The organism is Bacillus sp. FSL K6-1033 (assembly GCF_038630765.1).
In the GTDB taxonomy this organism is placed as follows: domain Bacteria; phylum Bacillota; class Bacilli; order Bacillales; family Bacillaceae; genus Bacillus; species Bacillus altitudinis.
Window position 1 is genome coordinate 3,592,828 of the sequence record NZ_CP152041.1, and the last position, 19,684, is coordinate 3,612,511.

Genomic DNA, 19,684 nt, shown 5'->3' on the forward strand with positions numbered 1-19,684 from the left:
CTCCTCCTTCTTTTCGTCTAGGAGGAATATAATGCTCAACAAAAAAGTTTTTATGGCAAACTTTAAACTTACATATAGACGTACTTTAAACCGTTTGATTTACTTTTTCCCATCAAGCGAAAATTTACTAAAATCAAATAGACTTATTTTTGTTTTTACACCCTTTTTTTTAGTCTACCTTTTTATTCAATATAAGGCTTCAACTACTCTTTTGCCTAATGTACCAGTCCATATCTTATCATTAGGTACAAATTTTATTATTCTTTTTTTTGTTTTGAATATTTTAAAATCATCAACTGATGTTTTACATCGATATGTATACCCTGAAGATTTCCTTCTTTTACATACTTTAAAGACAGATCCCAAAAAAGTTCTATTATCGAGATTTTTCACAACAATTTTTCTAAATGTTTTATTCAAATTAACAATAATAGTATTCCCTATACTTTTTTTCATAAATTTTTATACAAGTAATAAATTATACCTTTTTTTATCATTTGTACCACTATTTATATTTATCTTTGGCCTTACATGCATTTACTCATTACTCACATATATCACTTATTCTAAATTTTTATACAAAATCTTGAATTCCAGGTTAATTAGTCTGTTATCTTTTATAGGAATTGCACTCTTATCTGCTCTTTCAACTACTTTTTTTGGTTGGATCGGACTTAACTACTTTTATGAAAAAGATCTTCTTGAAGCTATTGAAAATTTCATATCTGTATTTAGATTAGAGACGATATTAACAAACACATGGCTTCCTACTAACTGGTACCTACTTTCAACAAAAAGTGATATCTATTTATTTATCATATATTCTTTAGGTTTAATTGCACTAGGATTTCTTTTACTCTCTATTTCCTATCTAATAGTTTTGAAAGTGTTGATTATAAAGGAAGCAACACCTAATAATCTTTTGCCGAGAATAAAACCAATCAAATTACCTTTTTTAAATTATTTAATAAATTTCTTTCCCCGGCAAAATATCGCAATTTTAAAAAAGGATCTTACTGCTCTATTAAGAGCTAATTTTACTATCAAGAGACGCTTAGTGCTATCTGTAAATATGATTGCAATAGAATTAGGTGTATTGGTAGGAATTAGTTTAAATCAAAAGTGGTTTGACTTCTCGGAACTTTTTGTTATTTATCCAATTTTATTTGCCGTAACTTACAACACTTCTTTATTAGGAGAAGGCTTGCTTGGGATAACTTCAGCAGATGCAGAGCGCGAAAATCTATATATTTATAAGAATTCAGGCGCTTCTATCTTCAAGTTGATTGCAGGAAAATCAATACTGCATTTATCTATAATTCTTATTATAATGAATTCATTATTTTTAGTTATATTATTATTATTCAACTTAGATACTATGACTCAAATTATTTTGTATATCATGATTAATTCAATTAGTCTTATTATAGGTTCTGGCCAAGTGATAGGTACTTTCCTCTATCCTCGTTTAGACTGGGAAAATTTAGAGGATATTGGTTCGTCTGTTAAAGCCTCATTTTTTGAACATACTATTCTTGGGGTACTACTAGCATTTTACCTCCAATTGTATGGGGTCTCAGGTGCTCTCGTTACTTTTGAAATTATTGATAGGAGTATATTCTTTTTACTTATTGTGACTGGAACATGTCTATTTTTCATTGGAATTTCTCTATTTTATTATTTTTGGATTAAAAGAATAGGAACGAAACATTGGGAGATGAAAACATGAAAATTGAGAATCTATCTTTCAAATATAAAGATAAACAAATTTTAAAATCTATAAATTTAAAAATAGAGCAAGGTAAGGTATATGGATTACTAGGACCGAATGGTGCTGGAAAATCAACACTTTTAAAATGTATTCTCGGGATTATGAAACCATACGAAGGTAATATTACTATCAAGGAGAAAACTATATATTCTGAGAGATCTTCCTATCTTAAGTATATAGGTTATGTTCCTGATTCTCCTTTTATCTATCATTATTTAACCCCTAGAGAGTACCTGGAATTTATTGCTGACTTACAAGACGTACCCTCTGAAATGAAGGATAATAGAATTGAAGTTTTGTTAGATCAATTTAACTTAAAACAAAATGAGAATGATATGATTTCTACATTTTCATTTGGTATGAAACATAAATTATCTGTTGCTGGAGCCATAATTCATGAACCTGAAGTTTTAATATTAGACGAACCATTAGGTGCGTTCGATCCTCCCACTACAAAGATGATGAAAAACTTTCTTACACGTTATGCTGAACAAGGTAATACTGTGATCATGTCTACACACCTTGTTAATATCGCTCAACAACTATGTGATAGAGTTGGTATTTTAATTAACGGTGCTCTTGTTAAAGAATATGATCACCTTACAAACATTCAGCACTTTGAAGATTTAATTATAAAAGATATGGATACTTTACTAAAATGACAGGAATAATAATCAGAAATAAACGTATACTTTATATAGCAAGTATTTTATACATAGCAGGTATAGTTCTTGGGGTTATTTTTAACAATATTCTACCTAGTCTTAGTCCAGAAACTGTTGATGAAGTTACAGTTCTGGGATATTTCAAACATAACTTTGCTGCAAATTTATTTCTCATTTTCTCAATGTTTACATTTGGTATTTTGACATCTATCTTATTATTATTAAATGGATTTTTAGTAGGCTTATCCTCTTTACAAAGTATTACTGATCATGGTAACAATTTGTTATATATATTAACTGCTTTAATTCCTCATGGTATCTTTGAAATTCCTGCCATGATATTATCAGGTTCACTTGGTTTCAAATTGTTAGACTTTGTCTACTTAAAAATAAGAGGGCTACATTCCCCCAAGAAACATTTCTTTTCGGATATTTTATTTTTTACTATGGTGATATGTCTGTTGACATTACTTGCTGCTTTAACAGAAGCATTATTAACGCCCTTTTTACTAAAAAAAATTCAATAGGAGGTCCTTATGTTTATTAATAAAAAAAAGATAGATAAATTACTAGATGATCATTTAGAGGAAAACAAGGGAGATTCTAAAAACACAATTAATAGTTCTTTTATAATTGTATTTTATTTTTCAATACTCTTATCAATCTGTACTTTCTTTTTTGATTATAGATTTTTTTTAATCACTTTGTTTGGTCCAACCATTTTAGTGACTTTTATATCTCCTCCCCTACAATTTAATAAAGGAATTTATAGAGGTTGCTCTGCATTATATTTATTACTATTAATTATAGTGACATTTTTCTGGATCAAGTAAATTATCAACTGTTAATAAAAAACGTCCGAAACAGACGTTTTTTATTTTACCATTTTAAGTGGATTTTTTTCTAAATTTTTTGACATGTTGAACACCGCGCCACGATTGGATTCACCATCCTTTTTTACCATTGTATAGGTATGAAAGCGGTTGCCTAATACTCATATTTTTGATACTCTTTTTTTCAATGCAAATGTGGGATTGCATTGGTAAAAAAACAAACAAATGTAAACGGTTTATTGTAGGGGGAGGGGCTTATGTTAACGTTTGTTGGATTGTTGATTATTTTAACGATTGTTGTTTTGCTGATTTGGGGGAAAGCAAGTCCAATTGTCGCAATGGTCATGGTGCCTTTAATAGGGGCGCTCATCGCAGGATTTGGTATCAATGACATTCAAACTTTCTTTGAACAAGGGATTATCAAAGTTTTGCCAGTGGCGACCATGTTTATCTTCGCCATTTTATTTTTTGGCATTTTACAAGATACAGGGTTCTTTGAACCTGTAATTAAAGCGTTAATCAAGCTGACAAAAGGGAATGTTGTCACAGTTGCGATGGGAACTGCCTTGATTGGAGTCATCGCACACTTAGACGGAGCAGGCGCTACAACCTTTTTATTAACTGTACCTGCACTGCTTCCGCTTTATAAAAAATTACATATGAGTCCTTATTTATTGCTATTGTTAATCGGGACGAGTGCTGGATTAACCAATATGATTCCATGGGCTGGCCCCACAGGACGGGCAGCTAGTGTCCTAAATATGGACCCATCTGAACTGTGGGTACCGCTTATTCCCATTCAGCTGATCGGGGTCGTGCTCGTATTAGGAATGGCATTCATTTTAGGAAAAAGAGAAGAAAAACGAATTCGGGTGAAAATCGCGGCAAATGAAATAGCTGCTGTCCAATTAGAAGGCGCTGATTGGGATCGTGCCATTCAATCGATCAGCGAAACAGGCGATGCGTCTTTAAAGCGTTATCACTTAATGTGGGTCAATCTCATTCTATTTTTAGCTGTTGTTGTCCTTCTCGTGCTGAACGTGATTCCTGCTAGTTATATGTTTATGATTGGTCTTTCACTAGCACTTCTGATTAACTTTCCAAATGTGAATGTACAAATGGAGCGAATTAAGGCGCATGCCCCGAGTGCACTAATGATGGCAGCTGTAATTTTCTCCGCAGGTTCTTTTTTAGGAATTCTTGAAGGAACGGGCATGCTGAAGGCGATTGCAGTGGACAGTATTCACATTTTGCCAGCTTTCTTACTGCCATTTTTACATATCATTGTGGGGATATTTGGGGTTCCGCTTGATATGCTGACAAGTACGGATGCCTATTATTATGCACTTCTGCCGATTGTCGAATCGATTACATCAGAGGTTGGCGTGTCAGGGACATCTGCGGCATACGCCATGATGATTGGAAATATCATCGGCACGTTTGTCAGCCCTCTTGCACCTGCTGTATGGCTTGCCATCGGTCTTGCAGGGGTCGATATGGGGAAACATATCCGCTACTCCTTCTTTTGGATGTGGGGGTTCAGTATTGTTTTACTCATCATCGCCAAACTGATTGGCATCATATAAAAAGAAAGACATGCGCAAACCAGCGCATGTCTTTTTCTTTTGAATTATGAAGGATATTCACTCGTGTGAATATCTGTTTTCGGTTTTCTAATGAGTGACATCAATCCAACGATCAGCAACAAGATCATCGGAACGAAAGCAAGACCAACAGTTCCAATTAAAAGAGTCACAGCCGAAACCAAGAAAAGAATACCAGAAAGCACGGCACGGCGGTCTGTTTTCAAAACAATCACACCAACAAGGGCTAAGACAGCCGCAATTGCGGAAACAACCATAAACTGAACGCCAAAGGCATGAACCGATGCCTCAAGTGTTTCAACTGGCAAGGCGCTGCCTTCCTCTTGTAAAATTTCATTCATTTCTTCATAAAATGCTGGGTCCACAGAGAGCATCAATGCCCCAAAACCAACACCAATTACGTTGAGGACAATACTGATAATCCCCATAATTTTTTCACCTTTACGCTTAATCATTGATAGAAACCTCCTAAAAAGTTAAATTAACCTGTTTTTACTTCTCGCTTTTGGAAGAGTATTAAAGCAACCGCCAAGAAGATGGCCCAATAAATGACTAGGACCGTTAGTGAGAAACCTAGGGACATGCCTTCGATATAAGTAGGTGTTTCTGCGAAATACTGTACAGGATCGTTGGCAAACAATAAGTATTTCGCCCAATCAAAGAAGAACATCAAAATGCTTGTGATGGATGCTCCGACAACATAGGCTAATACACTAATTGCTATGGAAATGGCCTCACTTCTAAACACCGTTGAGATGGCAAAAGAAAGTGTCCCTAATACAACAAACATAGCACAATGCGCCAAATAATAAGAGACCATATTTGCAAACTGAGACCGTTCAATGACTTCACCATTTTGATAAGCTAAATACACATAATCATTGTTTAGTCCAAAGAATATCGCACCTAAGATAAAGGATAAGATAAATAGGACAGCGATCAGGAAAAGTGAATATAGTTGAACGGTAAAGTATTTAGACAAAAGAACCTTCAACCTGGATGGCGGACGAATCAGTAATAATTTAATTGTACCATGCTTATATTCAGCCGAGACAATTGTGGCTGCAATAATAATCACAAATACACCGACCAGCTGAAGCAAATTAGCATTTGTTTTCACATAAGTCCATGCATTTTTACCGAATTGATCGGCTGGAGGTAAATCATGTTTGATTCGATACTCATTGATCGCTATATCGGTTTCAAGGGATCTCTTATAAAATCCTATATTATCCTCTTTCAATTCTTGCTTATTTGCTTTATTGATTTCTTGCAACTCAGTTTTCCAATCACCGGATGCTTGATCTCCGTCATTTGTTTTAAGTGCAAAAATCAACGTCGCAATCATACCTAAAACAAGAAGCCCAACCATAATCCAAGTACCCACACGATAACTGATTTTCATCCACTCGTTTTGAATGAGGCGAATCATACGTCTGCCTCCTTTTTACCTGTTAAGCTTAAGAACTTATCTTCTAAGGTTTGTTTTTCTATTTTGATTTCGTACAAATGAATAGAAGCCTCGCTCAAATGACGAATCAATTGTGGCATTTTCTCTTCTAGGATGGAGAAGAATAAGTACTGCTCCTCTTCTCTAACTGCGATGCCTTCCTCAAATGCTTCAATGAGCTTTTGAGCTTCTTCAAGCTCACTTGATGCTACTTTCATTCGATAATTGACCAAATCATCCTGCTTCGTCTCTGCACGCTGATCCTCAATCGCAATCAGCTTTCCTTTTTGGATAATGGCGAAACGATCACACATCAATTCCATTTCTGACATGAGATGACTTGAAACAATGACAGCAAGACCTTCTTCCTTTGCCAGCCTTCTCAAGTAATCTCGTATCATACGAATTCCCTCTGGATCTAGTCCATTGGTCGGCTCATCTAAGATTAGCAGTTTCGGTTTATGTATCAATGCCTGAGCAATCCCCAAACGCTGCTTCATTCCTAATGAAAACGTACGGACACGCTTATGTTTCACATGCTGCAAACTAACTAGTTCTAGCAGTTCATCAATTCGACCTTCATCCACTTTTCCATTCATTCTGGCAAAATGAACAAGGTTTTGTCTTGCCGTTAAATGATTATACATTTCTGGATTTTCAATAATTGCACCGACATCTTGGATGGCATGCTGATATGAGGTTTGAATACTATGACCATTAATCAGAATGTCACCGGATGTAATGGGAGAAAGACCGACCATCATGCGAATGGTTGTCGTTTTTCCTGCGCCATTCGGCCCTAAGAAGCCAAAGACTTCGCCCGCTTGGACAGAGAAACTCAAGTCTTGAACAATCTTTTTCCCGCGAATATGCCTAGATACATTTTGCAGTTCTAAAACGTTCGTCACGTTACCTCTCCTTCTTTGTCTAAGTATCATCTATCATCTATTTCCTGATAAACACCATGATCCGTCAAAAATAGAAGAACACTTCCATATGGTACAGCAATGCCCAAAAGTTGTGAAGGGGATTAGGCAAAATTTAGAGAATCATCTGCCTTTTTTAAGGTAGAGTTAAGAAAAGCGTGAATTTTTATAAGAAAAGAGGCTTGATTTTTTAAAAAAAGAATGATTTTCAATAGGTACATATGTATGAAATGATGTTTAAGATTATACCTTTCACCTATAAATATCGAAATAAAAAAGAGGCTGATGATCGACAGCCTCTTTTCATATATTATACTTTCTTCACAAACTCCGATTTTAACTTCATCGCGCCAAAGCTAGGAATTTTACAATCAATATTATGATCGCCTTCGACTAAACGAATCCCTTTGACCTTCGTTCCTATTTTTAAAACCGAAGAAGAGCCTTTGACTTTTAAATCTTTAATCACAGTGACCGTGTCACCATCACTTAATAGATTTCCATTCGCATCTTTGACAACAAGCTGTTCCTCTTCCGCTTGTTCTAGCGACCACTCATGCGCACATTCAGGACAAATAAGCATGCTTCCATCCTCGTATGTATAGGTTGAACTGCACGATGGACAATTCGGTAGATTAGACATTTGTGTTTCCTCCAACTTTCTTTTTCATTTAGAACCATTTTACCACATTTCTATAGAAAGGGATGTGATAGAAAAGGAAACATTTTTCATCATTTACTTATCTCTTCCAAATGTCATAACAGCCGCAATATTCCTTGCTGTTCTCTCTACATGCACACTAGCATCATGCATGGCTTCAGCCAGAGTCGTGACACCAGGGACAATACTAAAAAGTGCATCAATGCCATGATCATGTACGACTGCACTGTCTTTTGAGAGGGACCCAGCGATGCCAATGACATGGAGTCCATATTGTTTCGCAGCTTTGGCTACACCGATTGGCGTTTTGCCGTAAATGGTCTGCTGATCAATCCGCCCTTCCCCTGTAATGACTAGGTCAGCGTCCTTGAGTACGTCAGCAAAATGTACGGCTTTCAGTACAATATCAATTCCCTTTTGCAGATCAGCCTGTAAAAAGCCTAATAAACTCGCACCAAGTCCTCCTGCCGCTCCTGCACCTGCCGCATCCCCAAAGGAGACATGAAGCTGCTGCTTAGCCACTTGTGCTAAATGAGATAAATTCTTGTCCAACAGTTGAACCATTTCTGTATCTGCCCCCTTTTGAGGACCGAACACAGCAGACGCTCCTCTTTCACCCGTTAAAGGATTATCCACATCACACGCCACTTCCAGACGGACTGATTGCAATCTTGGATCCAGTCGAGATAGATCAATAGAAGCTAATTGATTCAGTGATCCACCGCCCGGCGTGAGGTCTTGGCCTGCTTTATCGAGAAAAAAAGCCCCTAAACCTTGCATCATGCCAACGCCACCATCATTTGTTGCGCTTCCACCAAGCCCAATGATTAAATGCTTCGCTCCTTTATCCAGCGCTGCAAGCATTAATTCTCCTGTCCCTCTAGACGTCGTGAATAAGGGGTTCCGTTTTTCTGGCGGGACAAGATGTAATCCTGATGCTGCTGCCATCTCTATGACAGCTGTCTGACCATCTCCCAACATACCAAAAAAGGCATCCACAGGTTTGCCAAGCGGGCCCGTGACCACTTGCTTGACAATGGTTCCGCCTGTCGCATCCACTAACGATTGAACTGTGCCTTCTCCTCCATCTGCCATTGGGATTTTCATATATTCTGCATGTGGCAAAATAGAGCGAAATCCTCGTTCAATGGCACATGCTGTCTCATAAGCAGATAAACTTTCTTTAAATGAATCTGGTGCGATCACAATCTTCATCCAAAAAAACCTCGTTTCTCATTAAGTCCTCAGCCGAACAGCTGGAAAATACCAAAGATAATGGTCGATACAACGGTTAATGTCAAACCAATTAACGATTCAAAGGGCATTAATTTCAACCGTTCTTTTATATCCATTTGAACACTTCCAGCCGTTGCATGGAAAAAGCTTCCGTGCGGCATATGGTCTAGCACAGTTGCGCCAGCGTGAATCATAGCTGCGCCTGAAAGGGCAGATACACCAAGACCAATAAGAGTTCCGCTAAATACACCACTTGCAACTGCCGTCCCTGCAGTTGTCGAAGCTGTGGCTGCCGACATAAAAATTCCAGACGTTGGTGCAAGCAAGTAAGGAGGTAATCCCGAAGCGTCAAGCGCCTGAATAAATACCTCTTTCATGGAAGAATTCGATACAATTCCAGCTAATGTACCTGTCCCTAGTAACATGATCGCTACACCTGACATTTTATGCAGCCCTGACATCGCATAATCATTGAGAAACTTCCCTTTTTTCATGAAAAGAGCGCCTACAATTCCTCCTATTGGTAAGGCAATCATTGGATCAATATTTATTTGAAACAACGGCCTCAAAGCTAACAAGAGAATGGTCACAAGCGGGCCTACAAGCGCTTGTAGAAAACCAGGTACTTGAACCTCGCCTTGGTCAGCTCCCTCTTCCAAAACAGGTGTCCCTTTATTCGCAAGCTTTTTGGCTAATACATACGTGACGGCTATTCCAAACATAGCCGGAATGACACCTGCCGCCATCAGGGAAGTAAGCGGGACACCAAAGGCATCAGAGGCTGCAATGGCATTCGGATTCGGTGACATGATATTCCCCGCCTTCCCTCCTCCAATCATCGCAAGTAAAATACCCGTTTTAGAAAGTTTTGCACGCTTGGCAATGGCAAGTGCGATTGGTGCTACTGTAATGACTGCTACATCTACAAAAACACCCACCGTTGTTAAAATCATTGTTGCAAGTGCGAGTGCTAAAAGTGCCCTCGCCTCTCCAAGTTTTTTCACGATGGCCTCCGCAATAGATAACGCAGCACCCGACTCAATTAAAACACCTGCCAGTACACCTGCCGCCATGATTCGGAGAACAGCCGGAATCATGTCCTTTGCGCCTTCCATCATGACGTTCACGGTCTGCACAACATCTACACCGCCAACCAAACCGCCAATAAATGCGCCTGCCAGCATGCCATAAGCAGGTGATACTTTTCTTAAAATAAGAACAATAGCGATCACAAGCGCAGTCAATGCGCCCAATGTACTTACTGTCACATCTCCACCCATACTCCATCCCTCCTGATTGTCTTTTCTTAATTGTAAGCGTTTACCCATTGGGATCGAGTTGTGAATCCAGATGAACTTCTTTTATTTATTTCTTCATCCAGTTGTGCAAATGCACAATTAAGACAGTTGATTGTCCAATTGTGCTATGTACAGCTCCATCAACTGTTTCACATGACGAGGATCTTTTCCGGTCAATGCCTGGATTTTATCTAAACGATATCGCAGTGTATTACGGTGAATAAATAGACGATCAACGATTCTTTGTAAATCCCCGCCCTCTTCAATGTAAACCTTCAACGTTTGAACGAGTTCCGTTTCTTGTATCAGCGGATGATAAAAATCACTCCACCGTTTGCCCTCTTTGGCGGCTCTCGCTTTTATAAACAAGCTTTCAAGCTGATAAGATTCAAAAACATATATGCTTTCCTCTGGATGGAGCACCTTTCCTAATCGCAGGGCTTCTCTCGCATGCTGAAAGGACAACGGTAATTGACTCATGTCCTCAGCGACAGTTCCTACACCCACTAGCACTTGTCCATCAACTGCACCTGCCATTGTTTGCTGTAGCTGTTCGATCACATGCTTGAGTTGATGGTCACATATCGGCTGTCTTAACAGGATCAATTCATGACGGAAGGTCATGCCTAGTAAATCATCCGCATTCTTATCGTATTGAATGGCATGCATCATTTTGTGTACAGTGTCCTCAGACGATGGAATCGGCTGAAAAACAATAGCCATTCGCCGCTTGTCTAAATCCATTCCAAGCCAGTCAGCACGGTGCTTCAGCTGATGATCACCCATGTCAGACTCGGAGATGAGCTGATTCACAATTTCACTCTCTATTCGCTGCCGCCACTGGAAGCGTTCAAGCAGAAAAGATTGCTCTAAAACGAGCTCAGCTGCCATTTTCACCAGCTCGGCATGATGACGAATATCCCCTGGCTCACCCGTAATCCCAATGACACCAACAACTTGTTCCCGAAAGCAAATAGGCAGATTGATTCCGGGTCTCACGCCTTTTAAGCGGCGGGATGTCTCCTGATCAATCTCCACACTATCTCCGCTTGACAGCACTAGACGTGCTCCATCATGTTTTTGTCCAATCCTTTTTCGTTCACCAGACCCAATAATGACACCATCTGCATTCATGACATTGATGTTTTGATGTAAAATATGCATCGTACGTTCAACCATCTCTTGCGCCAATTCACTGGTTAAAAATTGCATTCAGCATCTCTCCTGAAGGGGTTTTCATTCAATGTATCATAGTGTCATTGCACAATAAATGCAAAGCTAAAAAAAACAGCCATTGACAAAGATACGCCAAAAAGTGTTTAATCGAATCAAGGGACCGACCGACAGTCTAGTCAAAAGAAAGGATGGCTTTATGAGAACCGTTAAACATCCTGAGGAACGCAAAAATGACATCTTAAATGCAGCAGAGAAGCTTTTTTCAACCAAAGGCTATCAGCAAACCACGATTATTGACATCCTCAAAGCCGTTGGCATTGCAAAAGGCACATTCTATTATTACTTTACTTCCAAAGAAGAAGTGATGGATGCAATCATTGACCGGATCATAAAGGCAGATATCATCGAGGCAAAGCGTATTGCCGCTGATCCAGATATCTCAGTGATTGATAAATTATTTCGCATCATCATGGCACAATCTCCTAAACAGGACAGTCATAAAGAAGGCATGATTGAACAATTTCATCAGCCTGCTAATGCAGAGATGCATCAAAAAAGCTTGATCAAAGCCATTACAGAGCTATCACCCGTTTTAGCAGAAGTCATTCAGCAAGGGGTAGAAGAAGGGATATTTCAAACGGATTACCCGCAAGAAACTGTCGAATTTCTCCTCGCTTCTGCACAGGTTATCTTTGATGAGGGACTTTTCCAATGGACCACAGCGGACAGCATACAACGGGCTCTAGCATTTATCGCAATCCTTGAAGCCTCATTACATGCAGAAAAGGGAAGTTTCTCCTTCCTTCTCCAACGTTTAACTGGAGAACCGGAAGACAATAATCAGTGATTGGTTACTTCAATACCAATCCTGCATACATTATAGACTGACGGTCGGTCTAAAAGGAGAGTGATTTTCATGTCGTTATCAGCCAAAAATGGCTCCACCCATTTTATCTATCTCGTTCTCGGGCAAATTATTTCCGTTTTCGGGTCTTCCTTGATTCGTTTTGTTCTATCTTTACATGTCTTGGATATGACACATCGTGTTGATTTGTATGCTCTGCTTTTCGCTTTATCCAATATCCCGCTCCTCCTTTCACCATTAGCAGGAGCAATTGCTGACCGGTTTAACAGAAGAAATTTGATGATTTTATTTGATGTTCTTACTGGCATTATGATTCTGGCTTTTTATTTCTGGTTATTTTCAGGTCATGATTCACTTTATATGATTGGAGCCGTCATGATTCTCCTTGGTGTCATGAGTACGTTTTATGCTCCTGCTGTGATGTCCAGTATTCCTCAGCTAGTGAAAGAAGACAAATTAGAACAAGCGAATGGCATCGTGAATGGCGTGCAGGCCCTTTCAGGTGTTGTCGCTCCTATCATTGGTGGCGTTTTATATGGACTCATTGGGAGCCAGGTCATCATAGGCGCTAGCAGCATTGTATTTTTTCTATCAGCATGCATGCTTTTACGGTTAAATATCTCTTTCTCACCTAGCCCACTCGCAGAACCGATGACCAAAGTACTCTTGAAAGATATGAAACAAGGCTTTTCCTATATCGGAAGCCAGTCATTTTTAAAAAGAGCCATGCTGCTTGCAGCGCTACTAAATTTCATCCTCACACCATTTTTTATCGTTGGAGGTCCCATTATTTTAAGGGTCACAATGAAAAGCAGTGACATCATGTATGGAATAGGAATGGGCATCATTGAGTTTGCCGTCATCGCAGGCGCCCTGCTAGTTGGTCTTGTAGCGAAACATTGGCGGATTCCTACTTTGTATCGCTGGCTGCTCGTCATCGCAGTCATTTTGCTGCCTATTGCTTTTTCAACATCCAAGATGGCTCTTCAATTTGGTACATTTCCAGCCTATTTTCTCTTTTTAGCAGGGTGTCTCCCAATTGCCATGCTGCTCACCATGATTTCGATCGTTGTCATCTCACATGTGCAAAAGAAAACACCCAATGCTCAATTAGGAAAAGTCATGGCCAATCTAACAATGGTCTCTCAATGTGCTGCACCGCTCGGTCAAATGATGTATGGGTTCTTGTTCAACACTTTTTCCGCTAGCATGTATGTGACCGTGTTAATCGTGAGTGCCTTGATGTTTGCACTTGCCTTCCTTACAAAAAATATGCTTCGACATGAAGGAGAATCAGCCTCATGAGATTGACGTTTATCAAGAAAGACCTAACCCGCCACCGTCTCATTTCAATCGGCTTAACCCTTTGCATCATGATGACATCATTTTTAGCAACAAGCGCTGCGCAAATGACGGTCCAGCTGAATGGTTCCATTTCTGATCTACTCCAATCAGCCAAAGCACCAGACTTTGTCCAAATGCACGATGGCAGCTTAGATGAAAAAGCGGTCGATATATTTTCAAGTAAACAGTCGATGGTGAAGGCACATCAAATTGTTCCAATGATTCCGATCGAACACGTCAGCATCAAGTTCGGGCAGGAGCCTGCTCAAGCGGGTGTGATGGATCATTTATTTGTAAAGCAAAATCGCTATTTTGATTTTCTTTTAAACGAACGAAATGAAAAGCTCACTGTCAATAAAGGAGAAGTAGCAGTCCCTATTTATTTTCAACAAAAATACCATTTAAAGATTGGCGAAAGGTTACTCATTTCAAAAGGCTCTCATCAATTCTCTTTTCAAATCAAAACGTTCTTACGAGATGCCCAAATGAATCCAAGTCTTGTCAGTTCAAAGAGATTTCTTCTGCATGATGCGGACTGGGCGGCACTGAATCAAGTGTTTCAAAAAAAGGAGTACTTAATTGAATTTTTATTGCATGATGCTGGTCAAGCAGATGCTTTTCAATCACTCTATCAATCTTCTGAGCTGCCACAACAGGGGCCTGCTGTCACATTATCCCTGCTTCGCATGCTGAATGCTCTAACAGATGGTATGGTGATCGCCATTCTCCTTCTTGTTTGCTTTCTGCTCATTAGCATTTCCCTCCTCTCTCTTCGTCTCGCTATGACCGCCGCTATAGAAGAGGATGAACGTGAAATTGGAATCTTAAAAGTACTAGGAATCCCTTTATCAAAAATCAAACAATTATACGTTGGGAAGTATGCTGTGCTTGCCTGTATAGGGTGTATAGCAGGATATTTGATGACACTCATGTTTGGTGATTTGTTTACAGCCAATATTCAGCAATATATGGGGAATCGCTTCTCTTTTATTCATCAGGTGATTCCGCTTTTGGTGTCAATTTTGACGGCAATGATCGTCATCTCATTCAGCTATACTGTCCTAAGGAGATTTGGTCAAATATCAGCCGCTCAAGCTATTCAAGGCGGCATAAGCTCACCAAGCCGTAAAAAACAAATTCCTATGTACCTCCAGAAAAACAGATTCCTCCCAGTCAATTTTTGGTTTGGCTTAAAAGATCTGTTCTCGCGAATAAAGATGTATTCAACAATTACCTGTATTATTGCGCTTTGTACATTTTTAATGTTAATGCCGATTCAGTTATGGTACACATTACAATCACCAGATTTCATCACATATCTTGGCTCTGGAAAAAGTGACCTTCGAATTGATATTCGGCAGGGAAATCATTTAGAGAAAAGTACAAATAAAATAGAGTCTATGATTAGCGAAGACCAAGACATTCAAACATCTGCCGTCTATGAAACAACTTCTCTACAAGCCAAAACAATGGAGAATACATTAGAAACGCTCTATTTAGAAACAGGTGATCTATCAGCATTCCCTCTCACCTATTTACAAGGACGGGAACCGTTGAAGGAGGAAGAGATTGCTTTATCGGTGTTGAGTGCTGACTCACTTCAGAAAAAGATAGGCGAAAAAGTCACTCTCGCCACAAATGGACAGCAAGTTCAAAAAATGGTTACCGGCATTTATCAAGACGTCACCAACGGAGGGAAAACAGCTAAAGCATTATCTCAGCCTTTTCCTCATTCATCCCTTTGGAAAACCATTCAAATACAATTAAAACAAGGAATAGATATGGCAGAGAAAAAAGCAGCACTTGAAACAAATATGTCTCCTGCAAAAGTGACAGATATGAAAGAATATGTGCATCAAACAATAGGAAGCACCGCATCTCTAGTAAAAGTGATTGCATTATTTTCAACCATCGCAGCTTTTGGAACAGCCAGCCTAATGTTAATGATGTTTCTGCACATGTTAAGGGCGAAAGATTTAAATCGTACTCACTTGTTAAGAACGATTGGTTTTTCTCAAAAAGATTTAACCTACCAATACTTAACAAGTTTTATCGTCGTTCTCTCTATTGGCGCCTTCATTGGAGCAATCGCTGTTCATACTATTGGTCCGGCATTGATGAGTGCAGGCGGAGCATCATTAGGAGCATCCAGCCTTCAGTGGTTAGCCCCGAAATGGGTTTGGATCGTGTATCCTCTCCTGCTGTTTATAGTGAATTTAACTGTCATCTCGTGGTTATTGAAGTCCTTTTTTTCTAGTAAAATCAGTCGTCATACTCTTTCATAAGGAGATGTTTCACATGGAACAATTAATTGAAGCGAAGCAATTGTCTTTACAAATTGATTCATTAAAAGGACAAAAACAGACCATTCTTAGAAATATTCACTTAACCATTAAACGTGGAGAATTTGTCACCATTATGGGACCTTCAGGGTGTGGAAAAACCTCTTTGCTTTATCAACTTAGCGGTATAGAGACATCCTCCAGAGGGGAAATCAAATATAACGGTCAACTGCTATCAGAAATGACAGACAAACAGTTAACAGCTTTGCGCTTATCAGAGATGGGATTCGTCTTTCAACACAGCCACTTACTAAAAAACCTCAATCTATTTGATAACATCATTGCTGCAGCTTACTTAGCGAAGAAAATGCCGAGAAAAGAAATCAATGAACGAGCGAAATATTTAATGGAGAAACTTGATATTGATCATTTAGCTGATAGATATTTATCAGAAGTATCAGGAGGACAGCTCCAAAGAGCCTCTATCTGTCGAGCTCTTATGAATGAACCAAACATTCTTTTTGCCGATGAGCCCACAGGTGCTCTTAATTCAAGCACCACAAAGGAAGTCATGGATATTTTTTCACAAATCAATTCTGAAGGAACAACTCTGCTTCTCGTCACCCATGATCCAAAAGTGGCCCTTTGCTCTGAAAGAATTTTGTTTATGAATGACGGTGAAATTTCAGCCCATTTAAATTTAGGAAAATACGATCGCTTTACCGCTGAGAAACGAGAGGCCTTGTTAAACAAGTGGTTACAAAACTTAGGGTTTTAATTGGTGTCAAACAGGCAGAAAGCTGCCTGTTTTATTTTTTCTTACACTCAAAGGAGTAATCCATAGTCAAACTATTTGTTTCTAGTATGATTTTGCCGTCTTCTTGTTGACAAGATTCTGTCAGCAACTCAATTTCTTTGCTATAAAAGTATCTCTTTGAGATATAAAGAGTGACTAAAACAAGTAAAAGCGTCGTCATCACAATTGTCATTTGCCAGTTTAACATTTGAAATCTTTTTTTCATTTCAACATCCTTTCTGAAAGGTCAACACTTGTCTCGGATATTCGCCTTTCTCAGTAACTACCAGTTTCTTTTCCAAAATCATCTAGCAACATCATAACTGATTTTCCCTTCTAGATCGACCTTTCATTGTTCTTCTCTCATAGCTAAAAAAGCTTTATTTCATATATTCGGATGGTATTTTCGACCATAAACTTAAAACTAATAGTATCTATCACGTTTTTAGACTTCCAAAAAAAGATTTTACTCATTTGAATAAACAATCAATCATCAATACAATAACGTACATCTCATGACATAAGGTCCTTTTTATTACCTCCTGTCAATCACCTCCCAGAAACGATTATATTTTACCAAAAATTGTGATATCGTTTTTTATTGAAACAGGCGAAAGGATGTTAAAGAGGTGAAATTTCCATGAAAATCATTTCAGCTGAACAGGTGGGGAACCGTTTAAATGATTGGCGAATTGCCATTCGTAAGCATGATGTGCACAATGCAAAGACAATCTACACAGAATTAAAGGAATTACTTCAAGAGATGGAAGAGAATCAGGAGGTCTTGACCTACTATTCATTGCTAGAAGGCAAGTTTAAGCTCATGTTATATGAACGAAGAGGTAAAAAACTGAATGAACCGACAGTGCTAGAATACCCTTCTAAAACAAACGACTTGATTGAATATTATTTTTACCTATATAAAGCCCTTTACGCTTCATATAACAGAGACTATGCATCAGCCATCGGACTGTTTAAAATTGCTGAGAAAAAACTACAAAACATTCCTGATGAAATAGAAGTAGCAGAATTCCATACGAAGGTCGCAAACCTATATATGATGCTTCGCCAAAGCCTGATTTCACTTCATTATATTCAGAATGCCATCGATATTTTCAAAGGTCATGATGGCTATGAAAGAAGACTGGCAGCAGCTTTTGTGATCGCAGCCACCAACTTCATGGATATTGGCGATTTCAAAAGAGCTGAGAATTACTACACAAAAGCATTACACATCTCAAATCAATTAAACGATCATTTTTTAGCATCACAGCTTTATCACAATATCAGTATTCTATATGCCGAAGTTGGAGAATCAAAAAAATGTATTGATGCCCTAGAAAAGGCTCTTAGTGATGATGACTACCTTTCATCTTGTTATTTCGAACACTCCATGTTTATGTTACTAAAAGAGCTACTCTCCATTGATGAAAAGTCGCAAGCTCTCTATTATTTTGAATTGGTCAAACAAAAACAAGAAATAGACAGAAACCCCATCTATACAGCAAAAATGAATTTTCTCTATCACCTATATTTCACTGAAGACATATCCAAAAAAGCTCAAACCTGTTTCGATGACATCAGTATTCTGAAAGAATTAAAGGATGTTGAAGGTGCCCGTGAATTAAGTGCACTAGCTGCCAAACACTTTGAAGAGCTAGGTTCAATTCACCAAGCATACCTCTTTTTGAAGGATGCCTATCAATTAGAACACACTACACTTAATTGGAGGAATTATGATGAAAAAAGTGAGTTTACTCATTTTCGCTTTAGCCATCGTTGTTTTCGGACAAACGGTGTCTTACAATTCGTTAAATGATACAAATCTTGGCCCAACAGAACGACCTATCGGAACATAAACCGATACAATACAAATAACCACTTGCCTCATTACAAGGCAAGTGGTCCACATTTATTTTAGTTCTTGATAAGAAATGAGGCGGTGAATATGTACCGCCAGATACGTAAGTTCGTCATTTGGAATAACAATACTATGCACCTGTTTAATATAATCTTTGATTTTGAAAGCTACATCCATCGCTTGAGGATACAAGTGTGCAATTTGTTCAAACAACTCATTTTCTTGATCTGATAATAATTTATTTGCGTAAAATCTTTCAACAAAGAATTTCACATGTGTAATAAATCGGCTGTAATGAATATTCTCTTGATCCATTTTCATATTCAACGTATAGCGGACGAGATTCACAATACTTCCAATCATCTTGGCATACTTCATGCCATCTTTAGAATCGGACTCTTCACCTAACGCATTAATTAAATGGAAGGCGATATTGGCCGCTTCTTCCTTTGGTAATTGTATGCCCAATGTATTGTTGACTAACTCAAGCGCATAATTACCTACTTCAAATTCTTCGGTATAGTAGTTTTTGATTTCCCAGTATACTCGATTTGTAATATTAATATTCTTCTTGTGCCGTTCTACTGCAAAATTCAAGTGGTCCATCAAGGTAAAATAGACACCAGAATTCAGACTTGAGTTTAAGCGTTTTTCAGCATATTGAACAATATGCTGAGTTAAATCGATAAACTCTTGTGGCATTGAATCTAATAGTTGGAGAAATTCCTTCGCTCTCATGTTATCGACAGACATAAACACTTGATCTGCCTTCTTTTCTTCAATCATTTGACCTGGTTTTTGTCCATAACCAATCCCCCGGCCGAATAGAACCATCTCCTGTTGGTTCTGATCTTCAGCCAGAACCACACTCGAGTTTAAAACTTTTTTGATTTTAAACATCGTCATCACCTGTTTT

At 38.5% G+C, this 19,684-nt stretch carries 18 protein-coding genes; 10 read left to right on the forward strand and 8 right to left on the reverse strand.

From position 1 onward, the window contains the following. Positions 1–31: 31 nt before the first annotated feature. From MHH31_RS18430 to MHH31_RS18450, 5 genes are all read left to right on the forward strand, one after another. Positions 32–1,729, forward strand: a complete 1,698-nt coding sequence (locus MHH31_RS18430) for a hypothetical protein (protein ID WP_342495096.1) — start codon at positions 32–34, stop codon at positions 1,727–1,729. Next, the gene (locus MHH31_RS18435; RefSeq protein ID WP_342495097.1) at positions 1,726–2,433 is read left to right on the forward strand and encodes an ABC transporter ATP-binding protein; all 708 of its coding nucleotides are present in this window, start codon (positions 1,726–1,728) and stop codon (positions 2,431–2,433) included. Before MHH31_RS18430 ends, MHH31_RS18435 begins: the two co-directional genes overlap by 4 nt. Next, a complete protein-coding gene (locus MHH31_RS18440; protein ID WP_025208269.1) occupies positions 2,430–2,963 on the forward strand; it encodes a stage II sporulation protein M in 534 nt (177 codons plus the stop codon). The genes MHH31_RS18435 and MHH31_RS18440 overlap by 4 nt, the downstream gene beginning before the upstream one ends. Positions 2,964–2,972: 9 nt before the next feature. Next, on the forward strand, positions 2,973–3,269 hold the full coding sequence (locus MHH31_RS18445) for a hypothetical protein (RefSeq protein ID WP_041508030.1): 297 nt from the start codon (positions 2,973–2,975) through the stop codon (positions 3,267–3,269). A 257-nt stretch (positions 3,270–3,526) separates the two neighbouring features. Continuing rightward, positions 3,527–4,855 (forward strand): citrate:proton symporter, encoded by a 1,329-nt coding sequence (locus MHH31_RS18450; protein ID WP_024720446.1) that lies wholly within the window; start codon positions 3,527–3,529, stop codon positions 4,853–4,855. Positions 4,856–4,899: 44 nt separating this feature from the next. Here the strand turns inward: MHH31_RS18450 and MHH31_RS18455 are convergent, their stop codons facing one another. The 7 genes from MHH31_RS18455 to MHH31_RS18485 form a co-directional block, all read right to left on the reverse strand. Then, positions 4,900–5,328, reverse strand: coding sequence for a DUF4064 domain-containing protein (locus MHH31_RS18455; RefSeq protein ID WP_007497283.1), 429 nt, complete (start codon positions 5,326–5,328; stop codon positions 4,900–4,902). A 26-nt stretch (positions 5,329–5,354) separates the two neighbouring features. Then, positions 5,355–6,305, reverse strand: coding sequence for an ABC transporter permease subunit (locus MHH31_RS18460; protein WP_135009501.1), 951 nt, complete (start codon positions 6,303–6,305; stop codon positions 5,355–5,357). Next, the gene (locus tag MHH31_RS18465; protein WP_268356620.1) at positions 6,302–7,231 is read right to left on the reverse strand and encodes an ABC transporter ATP-binding protein; all 930 of its coding nucleotides are present in this window, start codon (positions 7,229–7,231) and stop codon (positions 6,302–6,304) included. Before MHH31_RS18465 ends, MHH31_RS18460 begins: the two co-directional genes overlap by 4 nt. A 328-nt stretch (positions 7,232–7,559) precedes the next feature. Then, positions 7,560–7,892 carry a zinc ribbon domain-containing protein YjdM gene (locus MHH31_RS18470; protein ID WP_052320572.1) on the reverse strand — a complete coding sequence of 111 codons (333 nt, stop codon included), beginning with the start codon at positions 7,890–7,892 and terminating at the stop codon, positions 7,560–7,562. Positions 7,893–7,985: 93 nt separating this feature from the next. Continuing rightward, on the reverse strand, positions 7,986–9,125 hold the full coding sequence (locus MHH31_RS18475) for a glycerate kinase (protein ID WP_342495098.1): 1,140 nt from the start codon (positions 9,123–9,125) through the stop codon (positions 7,986–7,988). Positions 9,126–9,154: 29 nt separating this feature from the next. Further along, positions 9,155–10,426, reverse strand: coding sequence for a GntP family permease (locus tag MHH31_RS18480; RefSeq protein ID WP_178929708.1), 1,272 nt, complete (start codon positions 10,424–10,426; stop codon positions 9,155–9,157). A 117-nt stretch (positions 10,427–10,543) separates the two neighbouring features. Beyond that, positions 10,544–11,656, reverse strand: coding sequence for a sugar diacid recognition domain-containing protein (locus MHH31_RS18485; protein WP_138279194.1), 1,113 nt, complete (start codon positions 11,654–11,656; stop codon positions 10,544–10,546). A 160-nt stretch (positions 11,657–11,816) separates the two neighbouring features. Here MHH31_RS18485 and MHH31_RS18490 point away from each other — a divergent pair, with 160 nt between their 5' ends. The 5 genes from MHH31_RS18490 to MHH31_RS18510 all read left to right on the forward strand — a co-directional run bounded on the left by MHH31_RS18490 (position 11,817) and on the right by MHH31_RS18510 (position 18,726). After that, on the forward strand, positions 11,817–12,467 hold the full coding sequence (locus MHH31_RS18490) for a TetR/AcrR family transcriptional regulator (RefSeq protein WP_342495099.1): 651 nt from the start codon (positions 11,817–11,819) through the stop codon (positions 12,465–12,467). 69 nt (positions 12,468–12,536) lie between these two features. Beyond that, entirely contained in the window at positions 12,537–13,790 is a 1,254-nt protein-coding gene (locus MHH31_RS18495; protein WP_342495100.1) for an MFS transporter, read from the forward strand. Further along, on the forward strand, positions 13,787–16,114 hold the full coding sequence (locus tag MHH31_RS18500; RefSeq protein WP_342495101.1) for an ABC transporter permease: 2,328 nt from the start codon (positions 13,787–13,789) through the stop codon (positions 16,112–16,114). The genes MHH31_RS18495 and MHH31_RS18500 overlap by 4 nt, the downstream gene beginning before the upstream one ends. Before the next feature lie 13 nt (positions 16,115–16,127). Further along, positions 16,128–16,889: an ABC transporter ATP-binding protein gene (locus tag MHH31_RS18505; RefSeq protein WP_024720456.1), complete on the forward strand. Its 762-nt coding sequence runs from the start codon at positions 16,128–16,130 to the stop codon at positions 16,887–16,889. A 658-nt stretch (positions 16,890–17,547) separates the two neighbouring features. Next, positions 17,548–18,726: an aspartate phosphatase gene (locus MHH31_RS18510; protein ID WP_024720457.1), complete on the forward strand. Its 1,179-nt coding sequence runs from the start codon at positions 17,548–17,550 to the stop codon at positions 18,724–18,726. Between the two features lie 93 nt (positions 18,727–18,819). On the opposite strand, the gene MHH31_RS18515 is transcribed toward MHH31_RS18510, so the two are convergent. Next, positions 18,820–19,668 (reverse strand): PRD domain-containing protein, encoded by an 849-nt coding sequence (locus MHH31_RS18515; RefSeq protein ID WP_008347382.1) that lies wholly within the window; start codon positions 19,666–19,668, stop codon positions 18,820–18,822. Positions 19,669–19,684: the final 16 nt, after the last annotated feature.